This is a genomic window from Micromonospora sp. IBSANI012 (assembly GCF_052814045.1).
Genome location: NZ_CP199933.1, coordinates 1,901,905 through 1,927,067 on the forward strand (window position 1 = coordinate 1,901,905; position 25,163 = coordinate 1,927,067).

24 protein-coding genes and 2 pseudogenes are annotated in these 25,163 nt (G+C 73.8%); 11 read left to right on the forward strand and 15 right to left on the reverse strand.

Annotated elements, in window-relative coordinates; genetic code table 11:
- Nucleotides 1-23: 23 nt before the first annotated feature.
- The 6 genes from ACTWM8_RS08945 to ACTWM8_RS08970 form a co-directional block, all read right to left on the reverse strand.
- A complete protein-coding gene (locus tag ACTWM8_RS08945) occupies nucleotides 24-890 on the reverse strand; it encodes a universal stress protein (RefSeq protein WP_446213380.1) in 867 nt (288 codons plus the stop codon).
- Between the two features lie 31 nt (nucleotides 891-921).
- Nucleotides 922-3,324: a phosphoketolase family protein gene (locus tag ACTWM8_RS08950; protein ID WP_446213381.1), complete on the reverse strand. Its 2,403-nt coding sequence runs from the start codon at nucleotides 3,322-3,324 to the stop codon at nucleotides 922-924.
- Between the two features lie 126 nt (nucleotides 3,325-3,450).
- Nucleotides 3,451-4,281: a universal stress protein gene (locus ACTWM8_RS08955; RefSeq protein ID WP_446213382.1), complete on the reverse strand. Its 831-nt coding sequence runs from the start codon at nucleotides 4,279-4,281 to the stop codon at nucleotides 3,451-3,453.
- Nucleotides 4,282-4,419: 138 nt separating this feature from the next.
- On the reverse strand, nucleotides 4,420-5,247 hold the full coding sequence (locus tag ACTWM8_RS08960; RefSeq protein WP_446213383.1) for an oxidoreductase: 828 nt from the start codon (nucleotides 5,245-5,247) through the stop codon (nucleotides 4,420-4,422).
- A complete protein-coding gene (locus ACTWM8_RS08965; protein WP_446213384.1) occupies nucleotides 5,244-5,804 on the reverse strand; it encodes a TetR/AcrR family transcriptional regulator in 561 nt (186 codons plus the stop codon). The genes ACTWM8_RS08960 and ACTWM8_RS08965 overlap by 4 nt, the downstream gene beginning before the upstream one ends.
- A gap of 30 nt (nucleotides 5,805-5,834) precedes the next feature.
- The gene (locus tag ACTWM8_RS08970; protein WP_446213385.1) at nucleotides 5,835-6,641 is read right to left on the reverse strand and encodes a PP2C family protein-serine/threonine phosphatase; all 807 of its coding nucleotides are present in this window, start codon (nucleotides 6,639-6,641) and stop codon (nucleotides 5,835-5,837) included.
- 135 nt (nucleotides 6,642-6,776) lie between these two features.
- Between ACTWM8_RS08970 and ACTWM8_RS08975 the strand changes: the two genes are divergently transcribed.
- The 10 genes and pseudogenes from ACTWM8_RS08975 (at nucleotide 6,777) to ACTWM8_RS09020 (ending at nucleotide 15,033) form a co-directional block, all read left to right on the forward strand.
- The gene (locus ACTWM8_RS08975) at nucleotides 6,777-7,013 is read left to right on the forward strand and encodes a helix-turn-helix domain-containing protein (protein ID WP_088963234.1); all 237 of its coding nucleotides are present in this window, start codon (nucleotides 6,777-6,779) and stop codon (nucleotides 7,011-7,013) included.
- Nucleotides 7,013-7,150: pseudogene (locus ACTWM8_RS08980) on the forward strand (Clp protease N-terminal domain-containing protein); the annotation flags it as partial. The gene ACTWM8_RS08975 and the pseudogene ACTWM8_RS08980, both read left to right, overlap by 1 nt.
- 237 nt (nucleotides 7,151-7,387) lie before the next feature.
- A pseudogene (locus ACTWM8_RS08985) lies at nucleotides 7,388-7,564 on the forward strand (Clp protease N-terminal domain-containing protein); the annotation flags it as partial.
- A gap of 244 nt (nucleotides 7,565-7,808) precedes the next feature.
- On the forward strand, nucleotides 7,809-8,816 hold the full coding sequence (locus ACTWM8_RS08990; protein ID WP_446213386.1) for a diacylglycerol/lipid kinase family protein: 1,008 nt from the start codon (nucleotides 7,809-7,811) through the stop codon (nucleotides 8,814-8,816).
- Nucleotides 8,809-9,810: a YihY/virulence factor BrkB family protein gene (locus ACTWM8_RS08995; RefSeq protein WP_446213387.1), complete on the forward strand. Its 1,002-nt coding sequence runs from the start codon at nucleotides 8,809-8,811 to the stop codon at nucleotides 9,808-9,810. The genes ACTWM8_RS08990 and ACTWM8_RS08995 overlap by 8 nt, the downstream gene beginning before the upstream one ends.
- A 78-nt stretch (nucleotides 9,811-9,888) precedes the next feature.
- Complete coding sequence (locus ACTWM8_RS09000) at nucleotides 9,889-11,379, forward strand: phosphatase PAP2 family protein (protein ID WP_446213388.1); 1,491 nt, start codon at nucleotides 9,889-9,891, stop codon at nucleotides 11,377-11,379.
- Between the two features lie 11 nt (nucleotides 11,380-11,390).
- Nucleotides 11,391-12,200 carry an endonuclease/exonuclease/phosphatase family protein gene (locus tag ACTWM8_RS09005; protein WP_446213389.1) on the forward strand — a complete coding sequence of 270 codons (810 nt, stop codon included), beginning with the start codon at nucleotides 11,391-11,393 and terminating at the stop codon, nucleotides 12,198-12,200.
- Nucleotides 12,201-12,434: 234 nt separating this feature from the next.
- The gene (locus ACTWM8_RS09010) at nucleotides 12,435-13,214 is read left to right on the forward strand and encodes a hypothetical protein (protein ID WP_446213390.1); all 780 of its coding nucleotides are present in this window, start codon (nucleotides 12,435-12,437) and stop codon (nucleotides 13,212-13,214) included.
- A 74-nt stretch (nucleotides 13,215-13,288) separates the two neighbouring features.
- Nucleotides 13,289-13,810: a SigE family RNA polymerase sigma factor gene (locus ACTWM8_RS09015; protein ID WP_446213391.1), complete on the forward strand. Its 522-nt coding sequence runs from the start codon at nucleotides 13,289-13,291 to the stop codon at nucleotides 13,808-13,810.
- The gene (locus ACTWM8_RS09020) at nucleotides 13,807-15,033 is read left to right on the forward strand and encodes a hypothetical protein (protein ID WP_446213392.1); all 1,227 of its coding nucleotides are present in this window, start codon (nucleotides 13,807-13,809) and stop codon (nucleotides 15,031-15,033) included. Before ACTWM8_RS09015 ends, ACTWM8_RS09020 begins: the two co-directional genes overlap by 4 nt.
- 81 nt (nucleotides 15,034-15,114) lie before the next feature.
- On the opposite strand, the gene ACTWM8_RS09025 is transcribed toward ACTWM8_RS09020, so the two are convergent.
- The 3 genes from ACTWM8_RS09025 to ACTWM8_RS09035 form a co-directional block, all read right to left on the reverse strand.
- On the reverse strand, nucleotides 15,115-16,014 hold the full coding sequence (locus tag ACTWM8_RS09025; protein WP_446213393.1) for an alpha/beta fold hydrolase: 900 nt from the start codon (nucleotides 16,012-16,014) through the stop codon (nucleotides 15,115-15,117).
- Nucleotides 16,011-16,973: a TIGR03557 family F420-dependent LLM class oxidoreductase gene (locus tag ACTWM8_RS09030; RefSeq protein ID WP_446213394.1), complete on the reverse strand. Its 963-nt coding sequence runs from the start codon at nucleotides 16,971-16,973 to the stop codon at nucleotides 16,011-16,013. The genes ACTWM8_RS09025 and ACTWM8_RS09030 overlap by 4 nt, the downstream gene beginning before the upstream one ends.
- A 265-nt stretch (nucleotides 16,974-17,238) precedes the next feature.
- Entirely contained in the window at nucleotides 17,239-17,805 is a 567-nt protein-coding gene (locus ACTWM8_RS09035) for a sugar O-acetyltransferase (RefSeq protein ID WP_446213395.1), read from the reverse strand.
- A 179-nt stretch (nucleotides 17,806-17,984) separates the two neighbouring features.
- Here ACTWM8_RS09035 and ACTWM8_RS09040 point away from each other — a divergent pair, with 179 nt between their 5' ends.
- Nucleotides 17,985-18,509 (forward strand): YcxB family protein, encoded by a 525-nt coding sequence (locus ACTWM8_RS09040; protein ID WP_446213396.1) that lies wholly within the window; start codon nucleotides 17,985-17,987, stop codon nucleotides 18,507-18,509.
- A 31-nt stretch (nucleotides 18,510-18,540) separates the two neighbouring features.
- Here ACTWM8_RS09040 and ACTWM8_RS09045 read toward each other — a convergent pair whose 3' ends face one another.
- The 6 genes from ACTWM8_RS09045 to ACTWM8_RS09070 form a co-directional block, all read right to left on the reverse strand.
- A complete protein-coding gene (locus ACTWM8_RS09045) occupies nucleotides 18,541-19,056 on the reverse strand; it encodes a GNAT family N-acetyltransferase (protein ID WP_446213397.1) in 516 nt (171 codons plus the stop codon).
- Between the two features lie 128 nt (nucleotides 19,057-19,184).
- Entirely contained in the window at nucleotides 19,185-20,375 is a 1,191-nt protein-coding gene (locus ACTWM8_RS09050) for an RNA polymerase sigma factor (protein WP_446213398.1), read from the reverse strand.
- A gap of 66 nt (nucleotides 20,376-20,441) precedes the next feature.
- Nucleotides 20,442-20,834 (reverse strand): YciI family protein, encoded by a 393-nt coding sequence (locus ACTWM8_RS09055; protein WP_446214508.1) that lies wholly within the window; start codon nucleotides 20,832-20,834, stop codon nucleotides 20,442-20,444.
- A gap of 114 nt (nucleotides 20,835-20,948) precedes the next feature.
- On the reverse strand, nucleotides 20,949-23,207 hold the full coding sequence (locus ACTWM8_RS09060; RefSeq protein WP_446213399.1) for an alpha-galactosidase: 2,259 nt from the start codon (nucleotides 23,205-23,207) through the stop codon (nucleotides 20,949-20,951).
- 72 nt (nucleotides 23,208-23,279) lie between these two features.
- Entirely contained in the window at nucleotides 23,280-24,191 is a 912-nt protein-coding gene (locus tag ACTWM8_RS09065) for a carbohydrate ABC transporter permease (protein WP_446213400.1), read from the reverse strand.
- The gene (locus ACTWM8_RS09070) at nucleotides 24,188-25,144 is read right to left on the reverse strand and encodes a carbohydrate ABC transporter permease (RefSeq protein WP_446213401.1); all 957 of its coding nucleotides are present in this window, start codon (nucleotides 25,142-25,144) and stop codon (nucleotides 24,188-24,190) included. The genes ACTWM8_RS09065 and ACTWM8_RS09070 overlap by 4 nt, the downstream gene beginning before the upstream one ends.
- Nucleotides 25,145-25,163 lie beyond the last annotated feature (19 nt).

The following is a 25,163-nucleotide window of genomic DNA, read 5'->3' on the forward strand; positions in this document are numbered from 1 at the left end:
GCCGGTGCCGCGCGCCGGGACCGTCAGCGTTCCCGGGCCACGACGACCGGGCAGGACGAGTGCTGGAGCAGTTGCTGGCTGACCGAGCCGAGCAGCATCCCCCGCAGCCCGCCCAGGCCCCGGCTGCCCACCACCACGAGCTGGGCGCCCCGGCTGGCCTCGACCAGGGCGGCGGCCGGGTTGCCGGTCGCGACCTCGATGTCGACGTCGACGTCCGGGAAGGTGTTCCGCCACGGGGCGAGGGACTCCTCGACCGCGGCCCGTTCCCCGGCGACGGTGGCCTGCTCGTCCTGGTCCGAGGGCCGCCACCGCCCGGCGGGTGGCGCGAAGACCCGCACCACCCGCAGCGGCACCCTGCGCTGCGCGGCGCTCTCCACCGCGAAGCCGAGCGCCACCCGGGAGGACTCGGAGCCGTCGACGCCGACCACCACCGGTCCCGGCCCGGTGGCCTGCCCGGCGCGGACCACCACCACCGGGCAGTGCGCGTGGGCGGTCACCGCGACGGCGGTCGAGCCGGTGAGCAGGCCGGCGAAGCCGCCGTGCCCGCGACTGCCCAGCACCAGCAGCCCGGCGTCGGCGGAGCGTTCCTGCAACACCAGGGCGGGCGGCCCGTCGTACACCTCGCCGTGCACGGTGGTGCCCGGGCGCTGGGCCACCGCGTCGGCCGCGGCCTTGTGGACCAGCTCCTCGACCTGCCGTCGGGCGGTCTCGTCGGGCCAGATCCCCGGGGCCACCCCGGGGCCGATCCAGCCGGCCACGGTCAGCCACTCGAAGACGTACGCCAGGCGGACCGGCCGGCCGCTGCGCTGCGCCTCGTCCAACGCCCAGTCCAGGGCCAGGGTGGCGTCGGTGGAACCGTCGTAGCCGACGAGGATCTCGTCGTCGCTCATCGTGCTCACCTTCCCCTGCCGGCCGGCCGGTTCACTGCCCGCCGCGCAGGGCGGGTTCGGTCTCGCGGATCCAGCGCCACTCGGCGACCCGGGGGTCGTCCTCGCCGTACCGGCGGGTGTAGTCCCGGCAGGCCTGCCGGGCGTCGACCATGTCCTGGCGCAGGTGGGCGGCGCGCGAGGCGAGCCCGGGCACCCGGTCGATCACGTCGATGACGAGGTGGAAGCGGTCCAGGTCGTTGAGCATCACCATGTCGAAGGGCGTGGTGGTGGTGCCCTCCTCCTTGTATCCGCGCACGTGCAGGTTGTCGTGGTTGGTGCGGCGGTAGGTGAGCCGGTGGATCAGCCACGGATAGCCGTGATACGCGAAGATGACCTGCTTGTCGCGGGTGAAGATGGTGTCGAACTCGCTGTCCGGCAGCCCGTGCGGGTGCTCCGACGGCGGCTGGAGCCGCATCAGGTCGACCACGTTGACCACCCGCACCTTCAGTGCGGGCAGGTGCTGGCGCAGCAGGTCCGCCGCGGCGAGGGTCTCCAGGGTGGGCACGTCGCCGGCGCAGGCCAGCACCACATCCGGCTCGCTGCCCTCGTCGGTGCTGGCCCAGTCCCAGATGCCGAGGCCGCGCCGGCAGTGCTGGATCGCCTCCTCCATGGCCAGCCAGTTCGGCGCCGGCTGCTTCCCGGCGACCACCACGTTGATGTAGTGCCGGCTGCGCAGGCAGTGGTCCATGGTGGAGAGCAGCGTGTTGCCGTCCGGCGGCAGGTAGACCCGCACCACCTCGGCCTTCTTGTTCATCACGTGGTCGATGAAGCCCGGGTCCTGGTGTGAGAAGCCGTTGTGGTCCTGCCGCCACACGTGGCTGGAGAGCAGGTAGTTCAGCGAGGGCAGCGGCTCCCGCCAGGGGATGGTCCGGGTGACCTTGAGCCACTTGGCGTGCTGGTTGACCATCGAGTCGACGATGTGGATGAACGCCTCGTAGCTGGTGAAGATGCCGTGCCGGCCGGTGAGCAGGTAGCCCTCCAGCCAGCCCTGGCACAGATGCTCGGAGAGCACCTCCATCACCCGGCCGTCGGGGGAGAGGTGGTCGTCGGCGCCGGAGGTGTCGGCGACGAACGTCCGGTCGGTGACCTCGAAGGCGGCGCCGAGCCGGTTGGAGGCGACCTCGTCGGGGCCGAAGAGGCGGAAGGTCTGCGGGTTGGCGGCGATCACGTCGCGCACCCACGGGCCCAGCGCGCCGGTCGCCCCGGCCATCGGCTCACCCGGTTGCTTGACGTCGACCGCGTAGTCCCGGAAGTCCGGCAGCTCCAGGTCACGCAGCACCCGGCCGCCGTTGGTCACCGGGTTGGCGCTCATCCGGCGGTCGCCCCGGGGCGGCAGGGCGGCCAGTTCGGCGACCGGGGCGCCGGTGGCGTCGAAGAGCTCCTCCGGCCGGTAGCTGCGCAGCCAGCGCTCCAGCTCGGCGAGGTGCTCCGGGTTCGTGCGTACCTCGGAGACGGGCACCTGGTGGGCCCGGTAGGTTCCCTCGACCCGCTTGCCGTCGACCTCGCGGGGACCGGTCCAGCCCTTCGGCGTACGGAGGATGATCATCGGCCAGCGGGGGCGCTCGACGGCGCCGCCGGAGCGGGCCCGCCGCTGGATCTCGGCGATCTCGTCGACCGCCCGGTCCAGCGTGGCGGCGAGGGCCTGGTGCACGGTGGCCGGGTCGTCGCCGGCGACGACGTACGGCTGGTGGCCGTAGCCGTGCATCAGCTCCAGCAGGTCGTCGGTCGGGATCCGGTCCAGCACCGTCGGGTTGGCGATCTTGTAGCCGTTGAGGTGCAGGATGGGCAGCACCGCCCCGTCGCGGGCCGGGTTGAGGAAGACGTTGGACTGCCAGCTGCCCGCCAGCGGCCCGGTCTCCGCCTCGCCGTCGCCGATGACGCAGGCGACCAGCAGGTCCGGGTTGTCGAAGGCCGCGCCGTACGCGTGGCTCAGGGCGTACCCCAGCTCGCCGCCCTCGTGGATCGAACCCGGCACCTCCGGTGCCACGTGGCTCGGGATGCCGCCGGGGAAGGAGAACTGGCGGAACAGCCGGGCCATGCCCCGCTCGTCCTGGCTCACCGCGTGGTAGAGCTCGCTGTAGGTGCCCTCCAGCCAGGTGTTCGCCACCAGGGCCGGGCCGCCGTGGCCGGGGCCGGTGACGTAGATGGCCGACACGTCACGGTTGACGATGACCCGGTTGAGGTGGGCGTAGAGCAGGTTGAGACCCGGGCTGGTGCCCCAGTGGCCGAGCAGCCGTGGCTTGACGTGCTCAGGCTGCAACGGCTCGCGGAGCAGCGGGTTGTCGAGCAGGTAGATCTGCCCGACGGTGAGATAGTTAGCCGCCCGCCAGTAGGCGTCCAGCCGGCGCAGCTCGTCTTCGGTCAGTGGGCTGTGCAGGTCGAGAGCGGTGTCCATGCTGCAATAGCCTCTCGCGCGTCGGGGACTTCTGCAGCCCGAAGGCGGATATCACCCGGGGCCTGTCCAGCTTGACCCGGCCGGGTGCGAGTGGATCAGGGCCGTTGGTCCCGGGACCGGGGGGCGTCACGGCCCGTCCGGTGGCGTGGCGGTCAGTCCACGGACCACGATGACCGGCGACGGCGCGTGGTAGAGCAGGGTCTGGCTCACCGCGCCCAGCATGCCGCGCCACGGCTCGTCGCCCCGGGCGCCGACCAGCGCCAGCTGGGCCGACCGCGACTGCTCGACCAGGACGGCGCCCGGGTCGCCGCGGACGGTGTGGCACTCCGCCGCGACGCCGGGGTAGCGCCGCCCGACCTCGGCCACCGCCTCGATGAGCACGTCGTCGCCGTCGTCGGCCCGTCCCGGCTCGACGACCCGCACCGCGAGCAGCCGGGCCTCCCGGCGGGCGGTGCAGTCGAAGGCGAAGTCGAGCGCCGTCCGCGAACTGGCCGACCCGTCCACCCCGACCAACACCGGCCCGGCGACGGGCGGCTCGCGGCGGACCACCAGCACCGGGCAGCCGGCGCGGGCGGCGAGCTGCACCGCCGGCGCGTCGGCGGGTACGCAGTCCCCGCACGTGGTCATGCCGCCGTCGCCGACGGCCACCAGGAACGCCGACTCGGAGCGGCGGATCAGCGCGTCCAGCGGGCGGCCTTCGACGATCTCGCCGCTGACCGACACCGCCGGCTCGATCTCGGCGGCGGTCGCGGCGGCCCGGGCGATCATCTCTTCGGCCTCGGCGCGGGGCTCGGCGACCGAGGTCGCCTCGAACGCCGCCTGCCAGTTGAAGGCGTGCAGCAGGACGAGGTCCCGGCGGTGCGCGGCGGCGGCCCGGGTCGCCTCCCGGACGACCTCCATGGCCTGCGGCAACACGCTGATGCCGGCGACCACCGGCGCGCCGGCGGATCCGGTCATCCGGCTCACCTCCCGGGCGCCCCGCACGGTACGGCCGCGCCGACCCCACCGACGCTAGTCGCGCCGCCACCCGGGCGGGCCGGGATCGGCACACCGGGCGGCGGCGCGCCGGGCCCGATCGGCGCGCCGCCGGGCGGCTCAGCGGAACTGGAGCCGGGCCACCGCGTCGAAGACCCGCGCGCCGAACAGCCGGCGGGTGTGCACCATCGCCCAGGCGGCGGCGGTGACCAGGTAGCGGGTGCGGGGGCGGCGGGCGGTCACCGCCCGCTCGATCACCCGGGCCACCGTCTCGGGCGTCGCGGCCAGTATCGGGTTGGCGTAGGACTTCGCCATCGCCGCGTCGACCGAGGCGACCATCGTCCGGTACGGCCCGGCCGGGCCGTCGCCCGCGCCGAGCGACTTCGCGGCCACCGCCCCGAACCCGGTCCGGATCAGACCGGGCTCGACGACCGCCACGTCGATGCCGAACGGCCGCACCTCCTGGCGCAGCGCGTCGGAGATCGCCTCCACCGCGTACTTGCTGGCGTGGTAGTAGCCGCCGCCGGGGAAGACCAGCCGGCCGCCCATCGAGCTGACGTTGACGATCCGGCCCCGGCCGGCCCGGCGCATGCCGGGCAGCACGAGCTGGGTGAGCCGGCTGAGCCCGAAGACGTTGGTCTCGAACTGGGCCCGGACCCGGTCCAGCGGGGCCTCCTCGATCGGCCCGTACTCGCCGTAGCCGGCGTTGTTGACCAGCACGTCGACCTGGCCGTGCGCGGCCTCGACGGCGGCGACGGCGGCCCGCATGGACTCCTCGTCGGTGACGTCGAGGGGGAGCAGCCGGGCGCCGCTGTCGGCGAGGTCGGCGATGGCCTCGACCTTGCGGGCGGTGGCGTAGACGGTGAACTCGGGGCGGCGGACGAGCTGGCGGACGGTGGCGCGGCCGATGCCGGAGGAGGTGCCGGTGATCAGGACGGAGGTGGTCATGCGGGGGCTCCCGGGTGGGCGAGGCCGGCGACGAGGAGCGCGACACCCTCGCGCAGCCGTCGCCGGGGCAGGTCGGGGTCGGTGAGGTCGGCCTCCAGGCCGCGGGTGAGCGCGACCAGCACGTCGGCGACGGCGCGGGCGCGCGGCCCGGCGGCGTCGGCGAGCGCGCCGGCGACCACGTCGGTCAGCTCCCGGGTGTACGCCTCGGCGAGGTCGCCGGTGAGCCGGGTGCTGGTGTCGAGGAGTTCGGCGGCGTGCCGGCTCTCCCGGTGCAGCCGGAGGGTGAGTTCGAGCTTGGCGGCGAGCACGTCGTGCAGCCGCTGCCGCAGGTCGGCGTCGGGCGCGGTGGCCGCCCGGCGGGCCTGGGCGAGGGAGTCGGCGAAGAGCCGTTCGGCCAGTCGTCGGTAGGCGTCGTCCTTGTTGCGGACGTACTGGTAGACGGCGGGGCGGGACATTCCGGCGGTGGCCGCGATGTCGTCCATCGTCGTGCGCCGCACGCCGTGCCGGGTGAAGCACTCGTACGCGGCGGCGAGGATCGCCTCCAACCGGTTCGACATGCTGACAATGTTGCACAGAACGTCAGACCGTCAAGCGTGTTCGCCGTCACCCTCGGCGCCGGGCCGGACCCGGAGCACCACGGCGGTGGCGTTGTCCTCCCCGCCCTCGGCCAGGCTGCTGGTCAGCAGGCTGCGCACCGCCCGCTTCGGGTCGCCCCCCGCCAGGGCCTCCCGCATCCGGTGGTAGTCGACCTGGTCGCTCACCCCGTCGGTGCAGAGCAGCCAGGTGTCGCCGACCCGCAGCGGCACGGCGAGCAGGTCCGCGTCCGGGTTGTCGGGGTGGCCGACGTAGCGCAGCAGCTGGTAGCGGGCCCGGGCGGCCTCCGCGGAGCCGGCCCGGTACCAGCCGTGCAGCAGCCCCAGCCAGGCGGCCGTGTGGTCGACCGTCATCAGCTCCAGCACGCCGTCGCGCAGCCGGTACGCCCGCGAGTCGCCGAGCTGGACGAGCCAGGCCTGCTCGCCGTCCGGCTCGACCAGCAGGGCGGTCAGCGTGCAGCCGGTCAGCTCGGTCAGCCGCGCGCCGGCGGCGCGGACCAGGGAGCGGGCGTCGGCGACCGCCGCGCGCAGCTCGCGCGCCCCGACCGCGGGCCAGTCACCGCGGACCGCCTCGACCAGGGTGGTCATCGTCGTGGTGCCGGCCACCCGGGCGCCCTCGCCGGAGCCCATGCCGTCGACGACGGCGACGAAGGGCAGCGTCGCATCGACATGCAGCACGTCGAAGTTGGCCGGATAGCGGTGGCCGACCACGCTGCCGCCGGCGACCTCGAGCGCGACCCGCCCGGCGGCAAGACGGCAGGTCAGCGGCTCGGGTCGGTCGGACGGGGCGCGGCGGAACATCAGCGGACCGTAACACCGTCGAAGCCGCTGGTCGGGGCGTCGGCGCCCGTGTCGGGCGGTCGGTCCGCGCCGGGTCGGACGCCTGTGTTGTCAACGAGGGTTGACAGAGTGGCGGTGTCAACGTAAGTTGACGACATGAGTCAGGCAACGGAACTCGCGGCGGCCGCCGGCAGCACCGACCCCAAGGTCGGGCTCCGGGCGGTGCTCGCCCTGCGCCGGCTCCTCGAACGGCTGGAGGTCGTCCAGGTGGACAACGCCCGTCGACAGGGCTGGTCCTGGCAGGACATCGCCGACGCGCTCGAGGTCAGCCGGCAGGCGGTCCACAAGAAGCACGCCGGGCGACCGGCGGTCCGAGGAACCTGGGAGGCGTGATGTTCGAACGGTTCACCGACCGGGCCCGTGCGGTCGTCCACCGGGCGGTCGACGAGGCGCGGGCCGAGCGGCAGCGGCCGGTCGGCACCGAGCACCTGTTGCTCGGCGTCCTCGCCGACGGCGACGCGCTGGCCAGCCGGGTGCTCACCGAGGCGGGGGTGCGCGCGGAGGACCTGCGCGCCGCCATCGCCCGGCACACCGCGCCCGGCGCCAGCGGTCTCGGCGAGGCGGACGCCGCCGCGCTGCGCGAGATCGGCATCGACCTCACCGCCATCGTCGCCCGGATCGAGGAGTCCTTCGGCCCCGACGCGCTGCGCGAGGCAGCGCCCGCGCCGCGCCGCCGCTGGGGCTTCCGGCGGTACGACGACGGGCGGTTCTCCCCCCGGGCCAAGAAGGTGCTGGAGCTCTCCCTGCGCGAGGCGCTCCGGCTGCGCCACCACCACATCGGCACCGAGCACATCCTGCTCGGGCTGCTGCGCGAGGGCGGCGGCCTCGCCGCCGTGGTGCTCACCGAGGCCGGGCTGAACCTCGACGACCTGCGCCGGCGGGTCGAGACGGCGCTGCGGACGGCGGCCTGACCGGTACCCGGTGCCCCCGGGCTCTCGGTCCGCGGGGGTGGATCGTGCAGGCGAAGCGGGAGGCCACCCGCGCCCGGCGGGTGACCGAGATTGCCGAGGGGGCGGCCCGCGGCGAGCGGGCCAACCGGTGGTGTGGCGTTTCAAACCTGATTGCGGCCAGTGCAACGTCGCCCCGCGTCGGCTCGCTGACCGGCCCCGCTTGCTGCACACTTGCGCCGTGGATGGTGGAGAGCAGACGCGCCCGGTAACCGCCGACGACGCCCCGCCGCGCTCGGCGGTGGTGGTCAACCCCTCCAAGGTGACCGATCTGGACCAGTTCCGCCGCACGGTGGAGGACGCCCTCGCCGCCGCGGGCTGGCCCGAGCCGACCTGGTACGAGACCACGGTCGAGGACCCGGGCCGGGGCCAGACCGAGGCGGCCGTCGCCGCCGGCGCCCAGGTGGTCTTCGCCTGCGGCGGCGACGGCACCGTGATGGCCTGCGTCAGCGGGCTGGTCGGCACCGACGCCGCGCTGGCCGTGTTGCCCCAGGGCACCGGCAACCTGCTCGCCGCCAACCTCGGGCTCTCCAACGACCTGGCCGCCGGCCTGCAGGTCGCCGTGGAGCGCGGGATGCGCCGGCTGGACGTCGGCGCGGTCGATGACCGGTACTTCGCCGTGATGGCCGGGATGGGCTTCGACGCCCAGATGCTCCGGGACACCTCCGAGACGACCAAGGCGCGCATCGGCTGGCCCGCGTACGTGATGGGTGCCGCGAAGCACCTGCGGGACCGGCCGATGCGGGTCTCGATCCGCATCGACGACCGGCCGCCGCTGCGCCGCCGGGCCCGCTCCGTGCTGGTCGCCAACGTCGGCCGGCTCCAGGGCGGGGTGCGCCTGCTCACCGACGCCGAGCCCGACGACGGCTGGCTCGACGTGGCCGTGCTCACCCCCCGTGCGCTGCGCCACTGGCTGGCCATGGGCTGGGCGCTGGTGCGCCGGCGCGGCAGCGTGCCCCGGATGGAGGTCTTCCGGGCCCGCCGGGTGCAGATCACCAGCAACCGGGCCCAGCCCCGGGAGCTCGACGGCGACCTGATCGAGCCCGGGCGCTCGCTGACCGCCGAGATCAAGCCGCAGTCGCTCTGGCTCTGCGTGCCGCGCCCCGAGCGCCACCCCGACCTGTCGATGGACGCCGAGGCGGCGGCGGAGCGGGGCGAGCGGCTGATCGAGGAGGCGCGCCGTGAGTAGCACAAAACTCGTCCCCGAGACCCGGCTGATGGCGGAGGACGACCTCTCCGCCGACGACGCCTGGCGCACCCTGCGCCGGCAGGGCGGCTGGTGCCTGCTGCGCGACGCCTTCATCCGGTTCCGCTACGGCGACGGCTTCAGCCACTCCCGGGCTTTCGCCCTCCAGCTCTGCCTGGCCGTGGTGCCGTTCATGATCGCGTTGACCGGTCTGATCAGCGAACTCGGCGTGGAGGAGGGCGGCCAGGTGGTCGCCGACACCGTGCTGGCCCTCACCCCCGGGCAGAGCGAGTCGGTGGTCCGCGAGCTGCTCGGCGACGGCGAGCGCACCGAGCGGGCCGGCGAGCTGGCGCTGACCCTCGGTCTGCTCACCGGCCTGGTCGCGCTGACCACCACGATGGCCCAGATCGAACGCGGCGCCAACCGGATCTACGGCGTGGAGCGGGACCGCCCGGCCCTGGCCAAGTACGCCCGGGCCGCCGTCCTCGCGGTGACCGCCGGCGTGCCGGCACTGGCCGGCTTCCTGATCCTGGTCGGCGGCGGGGCGATCGGCGACTCCGTGCAGCGGCACTACGAGTGGGGCGCGTTCGCCCACGGCTTCTGGGACGTGATCCGCTGGCCGCTGAGCCTCGGGCTGACCGTGCTCGCCGTGGCGGTGCTCTTCCGGCACTCGCCCCGCCGCAACCAGCCCGGCCTGTCCTGGCTCTTCTTCGGCGCCGGCATCGCCACCGCGCTCTGGTGGCTGGCCAGCCTGCTGCTCGCCGGGTACGTCACGTTCAGCGACGGGTTCGGCCAGACCTACGGCGCGCTGACCGGCATGATGGCCCTGCTGCTCTGGGCCAACCTCACCGGCATGGCGCTCTTCGGCGGGCTGGCCTTCGCCGCCCAGTTGGAGGCGATGCGGATCGGGGTGCAGGAGCCGGCCCAGCCGGACCTGTGGGAGCCCGAGGCCGAGCGCGAGGAGCTGCACGACACCGGCGAGATGACCTCGCTGTAGCCGCCCCTTCCGGCACCCGGTGTACGCGGAGCCCCGATCGGGTACAGCGCCTCGCCAGAAGACAAGGGAGGTGTTCAGGTGACCGCGGTCAAGGAGTCATCGCGACGGCCGCTCGGCCATTTCGCCGAGCGCAGCCTCGCCGGGCTGTTGGTCATCGCCGGCGCGGGGGTGGGGTTCGGCCTGCTGCTGATGCTCGTCCGGTTCCGGTGGAGCCCGCTCTACCACGCCGACCACGAGGTGGCCGAGTGGTTCAACGGGCTGGTGGCCCGGCACCACGCGCTGGTCACCGTGCTCCAGGCGGTCACCGACCTGGGCGGGCGGCCGGTGCTGATCTGGCTGGTCACGATCGCCGTGATCGGCCTGCTGATCCGCCGCCAGTCCCGGCTGGCGGTCTACCTGATCATCACCGGGGTGGGCGGCCTGATCCTCGACCCGTCGCTGAAGACCCTGGTCGGCCGGCTGCGCCCGGTGGTCGACGTGCCGGTCGCCAGCGCCCCGGGCAACAGCTTCCCCAGCGGGCACGCGCTCGGGTCGTTCGTCGCGTACGGGGCGCTGCTGCTGGTCTTCCTGCCGGCCATGGCGCCGCGCTGGCGCAAACCGGCGATCGGCCTCGCCGCCGTGCTGGTGGCCCTGATCGGGCTGACCCGGATCGCGCTGGGCGTGCACTTCGTCTCCGACGTGCTCGCCGGCTGGCTGCTCGGCGCGGCCTGGCTCGGCGTCACCGCGTACGCGTTCCGGCTCTGGCGGCGCGAGCGCGGCCGGTCCGTGCCGCCGCTGAGCGAGGGCCTGGAGCCGGAGGCGGGCGAGGCGATCAGCCCCGCCCCGGCCGAGGAGCACGTACTGGAGCACCCCCGCTCCGCCGTCGCCGAGCTGCTGGTCGGCTGGGTGATCGTGTTCGGCGCGCTCTACGGCTTCGGCATGTTCGTCAGCTACCACGCCAAGGGCACCTTCTTCGCCACCCTCGACACCGAGGTGCCGCGCTGGTTCGTCGAGCGGCACACCGACACGCTGACCGACCTGAGCTGGTGGTGGAGCAAGTTCGGCGACACCCACGCGATCCTGCTGGTGTCGCTGGTGTTCTGCCCGCTGGTGCTGGCGGTCTGGCGGCGGTGGCGGCCGGTGCTCTTCGTGGCGCTGGCGATGTTCGGCGAGCTGACCCTCTTCCTCGCCGCCGCCCGCGCGGTCGAACGGCCGCGCCCGCCGGTGGAGAACCTGGACGGGCAGATGCCGACGTCGTCGTTCCCCTCCGGGCACATCGCCGCGACCATCTGCCTCTGGACCGCGATCGCCGTCATCGTGTTCGTCCGCACCGACCGGTGGTGGCGCTGGCTGTTCGTGGCGCTGGCCGTGATCATGCCGGTCGGGGTGGCCGTCTCCCGGATGTACCGGGGCATGCACCACCCGACGGACTTCATGGGCGCGATCCTGCTCAGCGCGCTCTGGATCGGGCTTCTCTACTGGGTGGTCCGCCCCAACGCCGACGTCTACGAGGGCAACCGGCCGGCCATCGAGTCGGAGCAGGCCGGCGAGCTCGACGACGAGCTGGCCAAGGCCGCCCGGCCGCAGTGACGACGCCGCCCATGCTGCGGGTGATGACCTGGAACATCAGGACCGGCGGTCGGGACCGCACCGGGCCCGACCGGCGGGACCTCGTGGTCGGGGTGGTCACCGCCCAGCGGCCGGACGTGCTGGCCCTGCAGGAGCTGCGGGGCTTCGACCGGGGCGGGCTGCTCGACGACGTGGCGGGCCGGGTGGGGATGCGTCCCCACCTGGCCCGAGCCTGCTTCGGGCAGCCGGTGGCCGTGCTGGTCCGCCCGCCGCTGCGGGTGCTGGCCGCCGGCCGGGTGCGCCGGCCGTTCCACCACGCCGCCGCCTGGGTACGGGTGGACACCGGGCAGGGGCCGTTGACGGTGTTCAGCACCCACCTCAACCCGTACTCCGGGGGCCGGCGACGGATGGAGGCGGACTGGCTGGCGGCCGCCGTGCGACGTACCGGCGGTCCGCTGGCGCTGCTCGCCGGCGACCTGAACACGCTGGAGCCCACGGCGCAGCACACCGACCGGCTGGCGGGCCTGCCGATGCACTACCGCCGCCGGCACCTGCGCCGCGACGGCCGCACCGTGGACACCCGGGCCGTCACCCGGCTGCTCCACGCTGGCCTGGTCGACCTCTGGCCGGCCCGCGCCGCCGGCGCGCCCGAGGCGGCCGGCTTCACCGTGCCGACCCGGCACGGCGGGGCGGAGTTCGCCGGCATGCGACTGGACTACCTGCTCGGCACCGCGCCGGTCGCGGCGCTGACCCGCGAGGTGCGGGTGGTCCGTGGCGGGGACGCCGACCGGGCCTCCGACCACTACCCGGTCGTCGCCGAGCTGGACCTGGGCCCGGCCTGACCGGCTGGCCGCCGGGCGTGCGTCGCGGTTGATCAACACCGGATGCGGCGTGTCGCGGCATCCCCGGCCGCCGGTCACTGCGACACGCCGCACGTCGTGTCGGTCAACGTCGCCCCGGCCGCCCGGAAGGTGCCGGCCGCGCTGGGGCTGCGCCGCGGCACTTCCGGGTGCAACCCTTCACACCGTCACGGCCATCACTTGGGTGACAGCGCTGACGACGCGGGGGAGCGACCGATGCACGGCAGGAACGACCTCGACCTGGTGCGGCCGCTCTTCCGAACGGACTGGCTGCCCGACGGGATGACCCACCGGACGTGCGCCAGCCACCGGGGGGAACGGTCCCTGATCGCCTGGGAGGGCCCGGTGACGGGGCCGATGGGCGGCAGTCGGGTGCTGTCGGTGCGGGTGGGGTCCGCCGTGGACACCTCCGCCACCCACCGCGGCTGGCGGCGCGGCCCGGACGTGTCCGTGCAGGGCCGCACGGCCCAGCTGTACGCCGACCCGGACGACGGGCACACCTCGCTGACCTGGCAGCACCAGCCCGGCGTGGCGGTGACCGTCCTGGGCACCAATCTGCCCGCCCCGGCGCGGACGCTGCGGCGGATCGCCGACGGGCTGGTCTGGACGGAGGAGCCCGCCCGGGTGCCCTTCCTCGCCGTGGCCCCGACCGACGGCGCACGCTGGGAGACGACGGTGGTCGACTGGCGCGACGGCCGGTGGCACCGGGCGCGGTGCGGGTACCGGGTCATCGGCGCGGCGGGACCGCACGAGGACCTGACCGTCGGCGTGGTGCGGACCGGCCCGACGGCCGCCGGACGAGCGGTGGACGCGGCGCCGGGCGGCCTCGGGGCGTACCGGGTGGGTGGGCTGGGCGGGGAGTGCGCCGGCGAGGTGGTGGCGCTCACCATCCGGGGTCTCGCCGCGCTTGGCGGGCCGGACGGCGCCCTCGCCCTCGCCGCCGCCGTGCGGCTGGTCGACCACCCCGGCGAGGAGTGCACCTGGCGGCTTCCGTGAGCCGTGCAACCGTTGCGGGCCCCGTGCCCATCCGTACGGTGAGGACGCCGGCGTCCGGGAACGGGGAGTGGTCGATGCATGCCACGCAACGGCAGGAGTACGTCGAGTTCGTCGAGGCGGCGACACCGAGGCTGCGACGGACGGCGTACCTGCTGACCGGTGACAGGCACCGGGCCGACGACGTGGTGCAGCAGACCCTGACCCGCCTCTACGTGAAGTGGGGCCGGGCGCGGGGCGCCGACGACGTCGGCGCGTACGTGCACCGGATGCTGGTCAACGCGTTCCGGCAGGAGCGGCGCTCCCGCTGGTTCGGCGTGCAGCTCTTCGAGCGGGCACCCGAGCCCGAGTCCCGCGGTGGCTCGTCCGGCCCGGGCGAGTCCGTCGTGGACGCGGTGGCGGTGCGGGCCGCGCTGGCGGCGGTGCCGCCCGGCCAGCGGGTGGTCCTGGTGCTGCGCTTCTACGCCGACCTCAGCGTGGAGCAGACGGCCGAGGTGCTCGGCTGTTCGACCGGGAACGTGAAGAGCCAGACGGCGCGGGGGCTGGCCGCGCTGCGCCGGCGGCTGCCGCTGGGCGACGGGACGGAGGTGAACCGGTGAACCGGGACGAGGAGACGCTGGTCCGGTCGCTGTTGGCCCGGGCCGCGGACGACCTGCCGGCCGGTGGCGTGCCGGCGCAATCGCTGCTGGTCGCGGGGGAACGGGTGGTGCGACGCCAGCGCCGGTCGGCGGTGGCCGCCGTCGCGGCGGTCGCCGCCGTCGTACTGCTGGGGTCGGCCGCCGTGCTGGGTGGGCCGGGCGGCTTCGCCACACCGGCTGACGAGGGGGGACGGTCGCCCGAGCGGGTCGCCCCGAGCCGTGCCGTCGCGACCCCGTCCCGATCCACGGCGGCCCAGGGCGGCCCCGTCACGACCCGGGGCAGGGCGCCGACGGTGGCGCCCACGCGGTTCGACCCGACCCGGCGGTCGTTCCAGCTCGGGTGGGTGCCGCCGGGCGCCATCCACCAGGCGACCCGCACCGACGCCACGATCCTGTCGGCGGAGGCGAACGTGCCCGACCCGCTGGAGCCGGGCGGCCCGGTGGAGCCGGGATCGATGATGGCCGTCGCCGGCTCGGTCACGGTCCGGATGGGCGCGCGGGGAGTGGACGTCTTCTCGCCGCAGCTCGGCTCCGGGCTGACCGGCCAGGTGCCCTCGAAGGAGGCTCCCGGCAGGCCGGTCGCGTCGGTGGACGGGCATCCGGCGTACCTGCACGGCGACCGGCAGCAGGCGCTGCTGTCGTGGCAGTACGCCCCGGGCGGCTGGATCTCCGTCACCGTCCGGAGCATGGCCCGGCCGGAGGAGGTCGCGCGTCAGATCGCGGCCGGGCTGACCTGGCAGGAGGAACGTGTCACCGTACCGTTCCGGCCGGTCGACGTCCCGCCCCGTGCCACGCTGGCCGGCATGGAGCTGCGCACCTGGGAGGGAAGGTGGCTGAACGCGACCGCGTACTACCGCATGCCGGGCGGGACCGGGGACCAGGCGAGCCCGCAAGACCTCTCGATCGGCGTGAGCAACGGGATGTGGGGCAGGGACGGCAGCGAACTGGGCCGCTCCAGGCTCCGGGTGGACGGCCGGGTCGCCACGGCGATGGACGGGCCGAAGGGCCTGGGCGCCTACCGGGTCGCGCAGGTGCCCGGCTGCCGCGACTGCGTCGTCGACGTCGGCTCCGAGTCCTCGGCCGGCCTCAAGGCGTTGGGTGGGCGCGCCGCAGCCCTCCGTCTGGCCGCCGCCATCCGCCTGGTCGCCGATCCCACCGATCCGACGAACTGGCGCCCCCTCTGAACGCGGCAGCGGGCCGGGCTCAGAGGATCACGTTGAGCAGCACCGTCAGCACGACCGAGGCGAGGATCGAGAAAAGGATCATCAGCAGGCAGCCGAGGCCGCCGCCGAGGGGTCGGATCTCCGTGTTTCCGATGCGCATGGATCCACCTTGTCAGGGTCGGGGGCGAGCAGGGCACGGATCGCGTCGGCCACCTGGCGGGGTGCGGTGGTGACCACGTTGTGCGCGGCGCCGGGCACGGTCGCCGCCCGGGCGTGGGGAACCAGCCGGGTCACCTGGGCGCGCCAGGCCGGCGGCACCACGGTGTCCCGGGCGCCGGCCAGCACCAGGGTTGGCGCGGCGACCCGGACCAGGTCCTCCTCCACGCGGTTGTGGACGGAGTGCGACACGGTGGCGGCGACCCGCCAGGGGCGGGCGTCCCAGACGTCGCGGAGCAGGACGGGTGCCTGCAGCGGCGCCTCCGCCACGGTGTCCAGCAGCCAGCGGCCGACCAGGCCCCGGCGGGACCGGGCGGCCGGGTCGCTGGTCGGACCGGCCAGCACCAGCGCGCGGACCGCCCCGGGCCGGCGGGCCGCCAGCGCGGCGACGACCTCCGCGCCGAACGAGTGCCCCACCAGGCAGACCGGCGGCAGCCGGTACGCGGCCAGCCAGGCCGCCAGGAACGCGGCGTGCCGGCCGACGTCGTACGCCCGCTCGGGGCGCGCGGTCAGCCCGAAGCCGGGCAGGTCCGGCACGTACACCGGATGGGTGGCCGAGAGCGCGACGGCCAGCGGGGTGAGGTAGCGGTGGGACACCGCGAGCCCGTGCACCAGCACCACCGGCGGCGCGTCGCTGCCCGGGTTCCGGGAGCGGCGGGTGTGCGTCCGCAGCCCGTCCACCAGCCGCCACTCGCTGGTGAGGCCGGCGGCCGGGCGGGGTGCGGCCAGGGCGAGCCGCAGCTCGGACGCCCCGAAGCGCCCGCGCGCGGTCGGCCGCAGCCTCACAGCTCGCGTAGCCGGGGGAGCAGTTCCTCCTGCGCCCAGTCCAGGAACATCGGCTGCGTCTCGCCGCCCACCTGCACGATCGCCACGTGGGTGAAGCCCGCGTCGACGAACTGCTTGAACGCCTCGACGTGCCGGTCGACGTCGGGGCCGCAGGAGATGCCCTCGGCGACGTCCTCCTCGCGGACGTACTGGGTGGCGGCGGCGAACGCCTCGGGCCCGGGCAGGTCGGCGTTGACCTTCCAGCCCATGCCGAACCAGCGGAACTGGTCGTGCACGAGCTTGCGGCACTCGGCCTCGTCCGGGCCGTAGCAGATGGCCACCTGGCCGTAGCGGGGCTGGCCGGCGCCGCCCGCGTCGTCGTAGAGCTGGATGATCCGGCGGTCGGGTTCGGTGGCGACGATGCCGTCGGCGTACTCGGCGGCGAGCGCGGCCGACGACGGGCCGGAGGCCGCGACGGCCATCGGGACGGGCTGGTCCGGCCGGTCCCACAGGTACGCCTCGGGGACGTCGAAGTGGTTGCCGGAGAAGGTCAGCGTCTCGCCGTTGAGCAGCGGCCGGATGATCTGCAACGCCTCCTCGAACATCTCGTGCCGCTGCTGCACGTGCGGCCAGCCGCCGACCACGTGCTCGTTGAGGTTCTCGCCGGCGCCGAGGCCGAGGGTGAACCGGCCGTCGGAGAGCGCGCCGACGGTGCTGGCCTTCTGCGCCACGACGGCCGGGTGGTAGCGCAGGATCGGGCAGGTCACGAAGGACATCAGCTCGGCGCGGCTGGTGGCGTGCGCGACCGCGCCGAGCACCGACCAGGCGTACGGGGAGTGGCCCTGGGAGTCCAGCCACGGGTAGTAGTGGTCGGAGATCACCAGCTGGTCGAAGCCGGCCGCCTCCGCCCGCACCGCGTAGTCGACCAGTTGCTTCGGGCCGGCCTGCTCGCACATCAGGGTGTAGCCGACGGTGACCATCCTGGTTTCTCCTTCCGCCCCACGATCGTCACGGGATACCCCGCCCGGTGCCGGTCAACCCCACCTGTCCCGTTCCGGCGCGGCCGTCACCCGTGGCGGTGATCCCCCGACGTCGGTGCGGCGGCTCCCCGGCGTCCACCCTTGACGGGAGCGCGAGGCGGGGCCTAGGGTCCGGGCTTAACCGGTTCAGCGCCGGTGGCGTTACATCCTTGTGGTGGGGATGACGGATCCCCGGCGAGGATCTGCCGCCGGCATGCCGCAGGTCTCAGGTGTCTGCCGGAGACGCCGGCTTCAGACGCTTCCGCTCGACAACGCTCGTTGCCGTCACCACACTCAGCGGCGGCACGTCCTTCGCGACAACGGCGCCCGCGCCGACGACCGAGCCCCGACCGATCGTCACTCCAGGAGTGACCGTGGCGGCGGCGCCGATCCACACGTCATCCTCGATGACGATGGGCGCGTGCGTGATGAAGTCGTACCGCTCGTCGAGCTCGACGGGGTGTCCGGCCGTGCTCAGGGTCACGCGGGGACCGATCAGGACGCGGTCACCGATGGTGATGCCGCCGTAATCGAGGAAGAAGCATCCCTGATTGATGAACACGCGGTCTCCGAACGATGCGCCGAGCCCGTAGTCGCAATGGAACGGGGGCAGGATGGACAGCGAGTCCGGGACCGGTTGACCGAAGATCTCGGTCAGCACCGCCCGGCGCGCGTCGAGGTCGTCGAACGGCAGCACGTTGAGGCGCGAGGTCAGGTTCATGACGAGCTGTACGCGCTCCGCGAAGGCTCGGGACTCAGGCGTCCGGGTTCGTAGGCGTTGCTCGTCGCGCACGGGGCGATCTTGGCACGGCGAGGCAGAGACTGGGTGACGACCCACCGGCAGGGAATGCGGCACTCCACGATCGCGTGCTCATCGAACGTCCGGAGCTGCCGCAAGTCGCGCAGTCATGCCGATGACAGGGCGGCTAGTGCATGTGCGCCCAAGCGGAGTGGGGGCACTATCGTTCTGACGTGCACATCCGCTTCGACGTCCCCGCAGACCCCGCCTACCCGGGCCGCGTGGCCGCTGCGCTCAACAGTGTTCGGCTGCGCAAGTACGGCTATATCGGCGCGGTGCTTGCGGCGGTCGGTGCGATCGGTTTCGCCGTCTCGCGGGGGTTCGCGTGGGGCGACCGGATCTCGCCGCTGTGCATGGCGATGGTCGTGGTTGGCCTGCTGTCGATGCTGTACTCACCGTGGGTGCAGTGGCGCGCCCGGCGCCGCTCCAGTCGCTACGCCGTCGAGGGCGGCTACGACATCACCGACGACAACATCATGATGCGCAGCGGCTCGGAGTCCGGCGGCATCGCCTGGGACGGGGTCACCCAGGTGAGGGAGACTCCTGAGTTCTGGATCGTGTACGTCGGCCGGATGCCGGCGACCGTGATCCCACGCCGCCTGATGTCCGCCGAGGACGCCGGGACGTTGCGAGCCTTCATGGCCAGCCGGTCGTGGCTCGCCGAGGTAGCCGGTTCCGATGGACCACCGAGCCGATGAGAGCTGCGCGTTGCCTCGACGGGCGATCGGGCTACCGCGCCTGAGCCGGTCGCGAGGGGGCGTCGAGGAGTACCTCGTACAGGTGGAGGTCACGGTTGGTCCCTGCGTGGCGGAACCCGGCCCGTTCGAGGGTCCGCCGGGAAGCGACGTTGTCCCCGGTGGTGTGGGCGACAACTCGGGACAGCCCGTGATCGGCCGCGATGTGGAGCAGGGCGGCGAGGGCCTCCGCCGCATAGCCGTGACCACGGGCTGACGGGGCGAGGCCGTAACCGACCTCGACACGTCCGTTGTCCGGCCGACCCTTGAAACCGATGCCACCGATGGCCTTCCCGTCGGCGGTCCGGGTGATCCGGTAGTGCCCGAAAGGGAGTTGGTCCCCGTGGGCGGCCGTGGCGGCGAGAAAGGCCGTGACGCCGATGACGTCGCCGTCGAAAGGAAAATCCTCGGCCCAGGCGTCTCCGGCTCCGGCGCGCCGCCCGACGATGCGTTCGCCCTCTGCGGTGTCGATGGCGTGCAGGCACAGGCGCGGCGTTCGAAGGTCGGTCACGGGCAACAGCGAAGCAGCCCTCGACACTCCGCACAAACCGATTACGCCACCTCGGAAAAGTCGGGCCGCGAACCCCTGGGGCACGCGCAGATGCTCACTGGTCGACACCGGCTCGGACGAGTGCCCACCTACTCGCCCACCGACAGCCGGGCCGCCCGCATCCGCAGGTAGTGCTGCTCGGGCAGGCTGGTCGTGCCGCCGGCCGCCGCCCGGTAGTGCGTGACGGCCCGTTCCCGGTCCCCGGCCATCTCGTACAGGTGGGCCCGGGCCGCGTCGAGCCGGTGGTGCCCGGCCAGCCGGGGGTCGGCGGCGAGGGTGGCGAGCGCGGCGAGGCCGGCCTCCGGACCCTCCACCATGGCCGTCGCCACCGCCCGGTTGAGCGCCACCACCGGATTGCCGGAGAGCCGTTCGAGCACCTGGTAGAGGGCCAGGATCTGCGGCCAGTCGGTGGCCTCGGCGGTCGGTGCCTCGTCGTGCAGCGCGGCGACGGCGGCTTGGAGCTGGTACGGCCCGACCGGCCCCCGGGTCATCGCCCGAGTGACCAGCGCGGTGCCCTCGGCGATCGCGGTCGCGTCCCAGCGGGACCGGTCCTGGTCGGCCAGCGAGATCAGCTCGCCGGACGGGCCGCTGCGGGCGTCGGCCCGGGCGTCGGTGAGCAGCATCAGCGCGAGCAGCCCGGCGACCTCGCTGTCGTCGGGCAGCAGCGCGTGCATGGCCCGGGTCAGCCGGATCGCCTCCTCCGACAGGTCGACCCGGCGCAGGTCGGGGCCGAGGGTGGCGGTGTGCCCCTCGGTGAAGATCAGGTAGAGCACGTGCAGCACGGCGGCCAGCCGCTCCTGCCGCTCCCGCTGGTCGGGCAGCCGGAACGGCACCCCGGAGTCCCGGATGCGCTGCTTGGCGCGGCTGATCCGCTGGGCCATGGTGGCCTCGGGCACCAGGAACGCCCGGGCGATCTCGGCGGTGCTGAGCCCGCCGACGGCGCGCAGCGTCAGCGCGATCGCCGATGCGGTCGACAGCGTGGGGTGGCAGCAGAGAAAGAGCAGGACCAGGGTGTCGTCCCGGTCGGTGGCCAGCGACTCGTCCGCCGCCGGGGCCGTCTGCCGCCGGTCGGGCTCGCGCCGGGCGGCGCGGTCCTCCCGCTCGCGCCGGGCCGTCTCGGCCCGGACCAGCTCGATCATCCGGCGGTACGCGACCTGCACCAGCCAGCCGCGCGGGTTGTCCGGCAGGCCCTCGGCGGGCCACTGGGTGGCCGCGTCGAGCAGCGCCTCCTGGACGGCGTCCTCGGCGGTGGCGAAGTCACCGAAGCGGCGGGCGAGCACGCCGAGGACCTGCGGCGCCAGTTCGCGCAGCAGGTCCTCGACGGTGCCGTCCGGGGTGTCCAGTCGTCACATCTCCTGCGGCGGTGCCGACATCACCGGGTGGACCTCGATCGGCATGTTGAGCGGCCGACCGCCGGGGCCGGGCGCGGTGGAGATGTGCGCGGCGATCTCGACCGCCCGCTGCGGGGTCTCGCAGTCGACGATCCACCAGCCGGCGAGGAACTCCTTGGTCTCGGCGAAGGGCCCCTCGGTGACCACCGGCGCGCCGCCCGCGCCGGCCCGGACGATGCGCGCCTGCTGCGGCCCGCCCAGCCCCTCGCCCTGGACCCACTCGCCGTCGGCGGCGAGCTTCTCGTTCACCTCGTGCATGAACGCGATGTGCGCGGCGATCTCCTCGCGCGACCAGGTGTCGATCGAGGGGAAGTCGGTCCCGGCGGCGCTGAACTGCATCAGCAGCATGTACTTCACGGCTGGCTCCTCACGTCCGAGCACCGATTCTCGGTGCTTGCACCCGTAGGTAGAAGCCGCCGCCCCGGTTCTCGACATCCGTCGGGGAAGAAATTCCGAATTTTCTCAGCCGACCGCGGTGACCTCCAGCAGCAGCGCCTGTTCCGGGTGCAGGGCCGGCAGTTGCACCCCGACCGTGCCCAGCACCGCCCCGCTCAGGGTGACCCCCTTCGGCAGCCAGCCCGGCTCGGTCAGCTGCAGCACCGCCGGCTCCGGCAGGCCCGCCGGCGGGCGTACCGCGTAGCGACGGGCCGGGTCCAGGCCCGGCAGGCGTACCGCCCCGGGCACCTGCGCGGCGGAGGTGGTCAGCCGGGACACCGCGTACACCGCCTGGGAACCGTCGTGGGCGATGACGCCGTGGGCCTGCACGGCCGGGTCCGGGTGGTCGACCCGGACCACCCGGCCGGAGTGCAGCAGCGGGCGGAGCCGCTTGTGCAGCGCGACCCAGGCGGCCAGCTCGGCACGCTGCGCGGCGTCGACCGACCCGATGTCCCACTCGATGCCGTGGTGGCCGAAGAGCGCGGTGACGGCCCGGAAGCCCAGGTCGTGCACCCGGTGGGTGGTGTGCGAGCGCTCCGGTCCGATGTGGGTGCCGACCAGCTCGGGCGGGAGCAGCAGCCCGGTCCAGCGTTGGATGGCGAGCCGTTCCAGGGCGTCGTTGCAGTCGCTGGCCCAGACCCGGTCGGTGTGGCGCAGGATCTCCAGGTCGACCCGCGCCCCGCCGGAGGAGCAGCTCTCGATCTCCACGCCGGGGTGCCGGCGGCGCAGCTCGTCGAGCAGCCGGTAGACCGCCACGGTCTGCGCGTGCACCCCCGGCCGGCCGCGGTGTCCGGCCTCGGTGAGGTCGCGGTTGTGGTCCCACTTCAGGTACGCGATGCCCTCGTGCCCGGCCAGCAGCGCGTCGAGCCGGCCGAGCAGGTGCTCGTACGCCGCCGGGTGGGCCAGGTCGAGCACCTGCTGGTGGCGCCACTCCAGCGGTAGCCGGCCCGGTGTGGCGAGCACCCAGTCCGGGTGGGCGCGGAACAGGTCGGAGTCGGGATTGACCATCTCCGGCTCGACCCAGAGCCCGAACTGCATCCCGTGCCCGCGCACGTGGTCGATCAGCGGTTGCAGCCCGTCCGGCCAGACCCCGTCGTCGACGTACCAGTCGCCCAGGCCGGCCCGGTCGTGCCGGCGGCCCCGGAACCAGCCGTCGTCGAGCACGAACCGCTCGACGCCCACCTCGGCGGCCCGGTCGGCCAGCGCGGTGAGCCGGGCCAGGTCGTGGTCGAAGTAGACGGCCTCCCAGACGTTCAGGGTGACCGGTCGGGGCGTGCCCGGGTGCTCGGGCCGGGCCCGCAGGTGGCGGTGCAGCACGTCGCTGAGCCCGTCCAGGCCGGCGCCGGAGTGGACGGCGTACAGCAGGGGAGTGGGGTATTCCTCGCCGGGGGCGAGCACGATCTCGCCGGGGGCGAGGAGTTCCCCACCGCCCAGGGTGGACTCGCCGGTGGGCCGGCGCTCGGCGACGGTGACGTGGTCGCCGCTCCAGGCGGTGTGCACCGCCCACACCTCGCCGTGGCCGAAGCCGAAGCCGGGCGTGCCGGCCACCAGCAGCAGCGTGGCGTCGTGCCCGGTCCGCCCGTGCCGGCCCTCCCGCACCCAGGCGCCCATCGGCCACGGGTGCCGCTGCGGCGCGCGTTCCCGGCACCAGCGTCCGGTGAGGTCGAGCAGTTCGGTGGCGACCGCCGGCACCGGCAGCACCGGAGTCAGCTCGCGCAGCTCGTAGGGGGCGTCGCCGTCGTTGCGCAGCCGGTGCCGCAGGGTCAGCAGGCCGGTCGGGTCGAGGGTGATCTCGACGGTGAGGGTGAGGGCCGCCGCCGGGTCCGACGCCCGCACTGTCACCCGGGCCGCGCCGGGCCCGTCCCGGTCGTCGTTGGCTTCGGATACGCGCACCGGGTCACCGCCGAGGGCCACGCGGCCCGGTTCCGGGCCGGCGGCACTCCCGCTGGTCCCGTCAGCGCCGGCGGTCGTGGTCGCGTCGGCGACGTCGAGCCGGTCGAGTCGGAAGGCGGTGGACCAGGCGGCGCCGTCGCGGTGGCCGGCGAGTCCCGGCCGGCCGCTCCAGCCGGCACTCGCCTCGGGCAGCAGCGACAGCACGGTCGGCGCGTCGAAGCTGCTCGGCACCACCGGCGGGATGGTGGCGTCGACCAGCGCGGACAGGTCGTCGGCGGGCAGCGGGCCCAGGTCGGCACCCCAGTGCACGACCCGGGGCAGGCCCGGGCCACGCGCGTCCAGCACCAGGCTGGTCGCCGCCCGACGCAGGTGGATGACGGACGGGTTCGTCATGGCCGCTCATTTCTCCGTCAGGGCACGCCCAGCCCCGTCACCATCCGTGACGGGGCCGGGCGGCCGGCGAGGTCAGCCCTTCGAGGCGCCGAGGGTCAGCCCCCGGACGAACTGCTTCTGGAGCAGGAAGAAGATCACCAACGTGGGGATGGCGACCAGCACCGAGCCGGCCGAGACCAGGTTGTTGTCGGTGAAGAACTCCCCGCGCAGGTTGTTCAGCGAGCTGGTCACCGGAAACTTGTCGCCGCTGCGCATCAGCACGGTGGCCCAGAAGAACTCGTTGTAGATCCAGGTCACCTCCAGGGTGGCCAGCGCTGCCAGGGCCGGCCGGCACAGCGGCATGGTCACCTGCCAGTACTGCCGCCAGACGCTCGCGCCGTCGACCATCGCCGCCTCGTACAGGTCGCGGGGGAGCGCCTTCATGTAGTTGCTCAGCACGAAGACGCAGAAGCCGCACTGGAAGGCGACGTTGACCAGGATCAGCCCCCAGTAGCTGTCGTAGAGCAGCTCCGAGTCGCTCATGAATTCCGGCAGCGGCACCTCGGTGAAGAGCCGGAACAGCGGGATCAGCAGCGCCTGCTGGGGCAGCAGGTTGGCCGCGGTGAAGAGCCCGAGCAGGACGATGTTCAGTTTCCAGCTGAACCGGGCGATCACGAACGCCACGCAGGAGGCCAGGAAGAGCGTCAGCAGCACCGCCGGGACGGTGATCCAGACCGAGTTGAGGAAGTGCTTGCCGAACTCGGCGGTCTGCCAGGCGGTGACGTAGTTGTCGAAGGTCCAGCCGCCGAGCGAGGCGTACCCGTTCGCGGCGGTGTAGTCGTACGACCGGAGCGAGGTGAGCACCGCCCAGATGATCGGGAAGAGCCACCCGATCGCCACCGCACCCAGGAACAGGTGCAGGGCCACCCGGGCCGGCCGAAGCGGCGCGCGGCGCCTCGCCGGGGTGCCGGCCGCCGGCTCGCGGGTCATGGTCGACGCGCTCATCGCCGGTCCTCCCTCATCACGGTGGCCAGGTAGATGGTGATGAAGATCAGGGAGACGACCAGCATGATCGTCGCCAGCGCGGAGCCGAAGCCGATCCGGCTGGCCTCGCCCACCACGTTCTGGGTGACCAGCGCGGAGAGCAGTTCCAGCCCGTTGCGGCCCTTGTTGATGACCCAGACCAGGTCGAAGGCGCGCAGCGACTCGATCACCGTCACCACCAGCACGATGATGTTGATGGGCCGCATCACCGGGAAGACCACCCGGAAGAAGGTGCTGGTCTCCGAGGCGCCGTCGACGGCGGCGGCCTCGCGCAGCGACGGGTCGACGCCCTTCAGGCCGGCCAGGTAGAGCAGCATGATGTAGCCGACGTGCCGCCAGCCGGCGGCGAACAGCACCGCCCAGATGTTGACGTTCGGGTCGCCGTACCAGTCGGTGTCGCCGCCGAGCACGGCGTTGAGCAGGCCCTGGTCGCGGGAGTAGATGAGCTGCCAGACGAAGCCGATCAGCGCCAGCGAGAGCACCACCGGCAGGTAGAGCGCGGTCTGGTAGAACCGGCTGCCGCGGATCTCCTTGTCCAGCAGCACGGCGAGGAACATCCCGAACGGGGTGGCGACCACGAAGAGCGCCGCCAGCCAGAGCAGGTTGTTCTGCACCGCCGGCACGAACGGCGGGTAGATGTTGACCACGTCGGAGTAGTTGCGACCGCCCACCCACTCGATCTCGCTGAGCGGGCCGATGCCGTCCCAGTCGGTGCCGGAGAGGGCCACGGTGGCCAGCGCCGGCAGCCAGACCAGCGCGACGACGAGCAGCAGCGGTACGAGCACCATCAGCGTGATCACCACGCGGTCGGTGCGGGACAGGAGCCGTAGTCGGCGGCCGCGACCACCCGTGGAGGTGGTCGCGGCCGGCGACGGCACGGCGCGATCCGCTTGGATCAGGGGCAGGTCGGACACGAGGTCCTCCCCCTCTCGC

Bases quoted from the DNA above. Each gene is read 5' to 3' on its own strand.
- ACTWM8_RS09060 (WP_446213399.1), bottom strand. From the start codon at position 23,207: ATGACGAACCCGTCCGTCATCCACCTGCGTCGGGCGGCGACCAGCCTG.
- ACTWM8_RS09015 (WP_446213391.1), top strand. From the start codon at position 13,289: ATGCATGCCACGCAACGGCAGGAGTACGTCGAGTTCGTCGAGGCGGCG.
- ACTWM8_RS08975 (WP_088963234.1), top strand. From the start codon at position 6,777: ATGAGTCAGGCAACGGAACTCGCGGCGGCCGCCGGCAGCACCGACCCC.
- ACTWM8_RS08970 (WP_446213385.1), bottom strand. From the start codon at position 6,641: ATGTTCCGCCGCGCCCCGTCCGACCGACCCGAGCCGCTGACCTGCCGT.
- ACTWM8_RS08965 (WP_446213384.1), bottom strand. From the start codon at position 5,804: ATGTCGAACCGGTTGGAGGCGATCCTCGCCGCCGCGTACGAGTGCTTC.
- ACTWM8_RS08945 (WP_446213380.1), bottom strand. From the start codon at position 890: ATGAGCGACGACGAGATCCTCGTCGGCTACGACGGTTCCACCGACGCC.
- ACTWM8_RS09005 (WP_446213389.1), top strand. From the start codon at position 11,391: ATGCTGCGGGTGATGACCTGGAACATCAGGACCGGCGGTCGGGACCGC.
- ACTWM8_RS09010 (WP_446213390.1), top strand. From the start codon at position 12,435: ATGCACGGCAGGAACGACCTCGACCTGGTGCGGCCGCTCTTCCGAACG.
- ACTWM8_RS09055 (WP_446214508.1), bottom strand. From the start codon at position 20,834: ATGCTGCTGATGCAGTTCAGCGCCGCCGGGACCGACTTCCCCTCGATC.
- ACTWM8_RS09030 (WP_446213394.1), bottom strand. From the start codon at position 16,973: ATGGTCACCGTCGGCTACACCCTGATGTGCGAGCAGGCCGGCCCGAAG.
- ACTWM8_RS08955 (WP_446213382.1), bottom strand. From the start codon at position 4,281: ATGACCGGATCCGCCGGCGCGCCGGTGGTCGCCGGCATCAGCGTGTTG.
- ACTWM8_RS08950 (WP_446213381.1), bottom strand. From the start codon at position 3,324: ATGGACACCGCTCTCGACCTGCACAGCCCACTGACCGAAGACGAGCTG.
- ACTWM8_RS09065 (WP_446213400.1), bottom strand. From the start codon at position 24,191: ATGAGCGCGTCGACCATGACCCGCGAGCCGGCGGCCGGCACCCCGGCG.
- ACTWM8_RS08960 (WP_446213383.1), bottom strand. From the start codon at position 5,247: ATGACCACCTCCGTCCTGATCACCGGCACCTCCTCCGGCATCGGCCGC.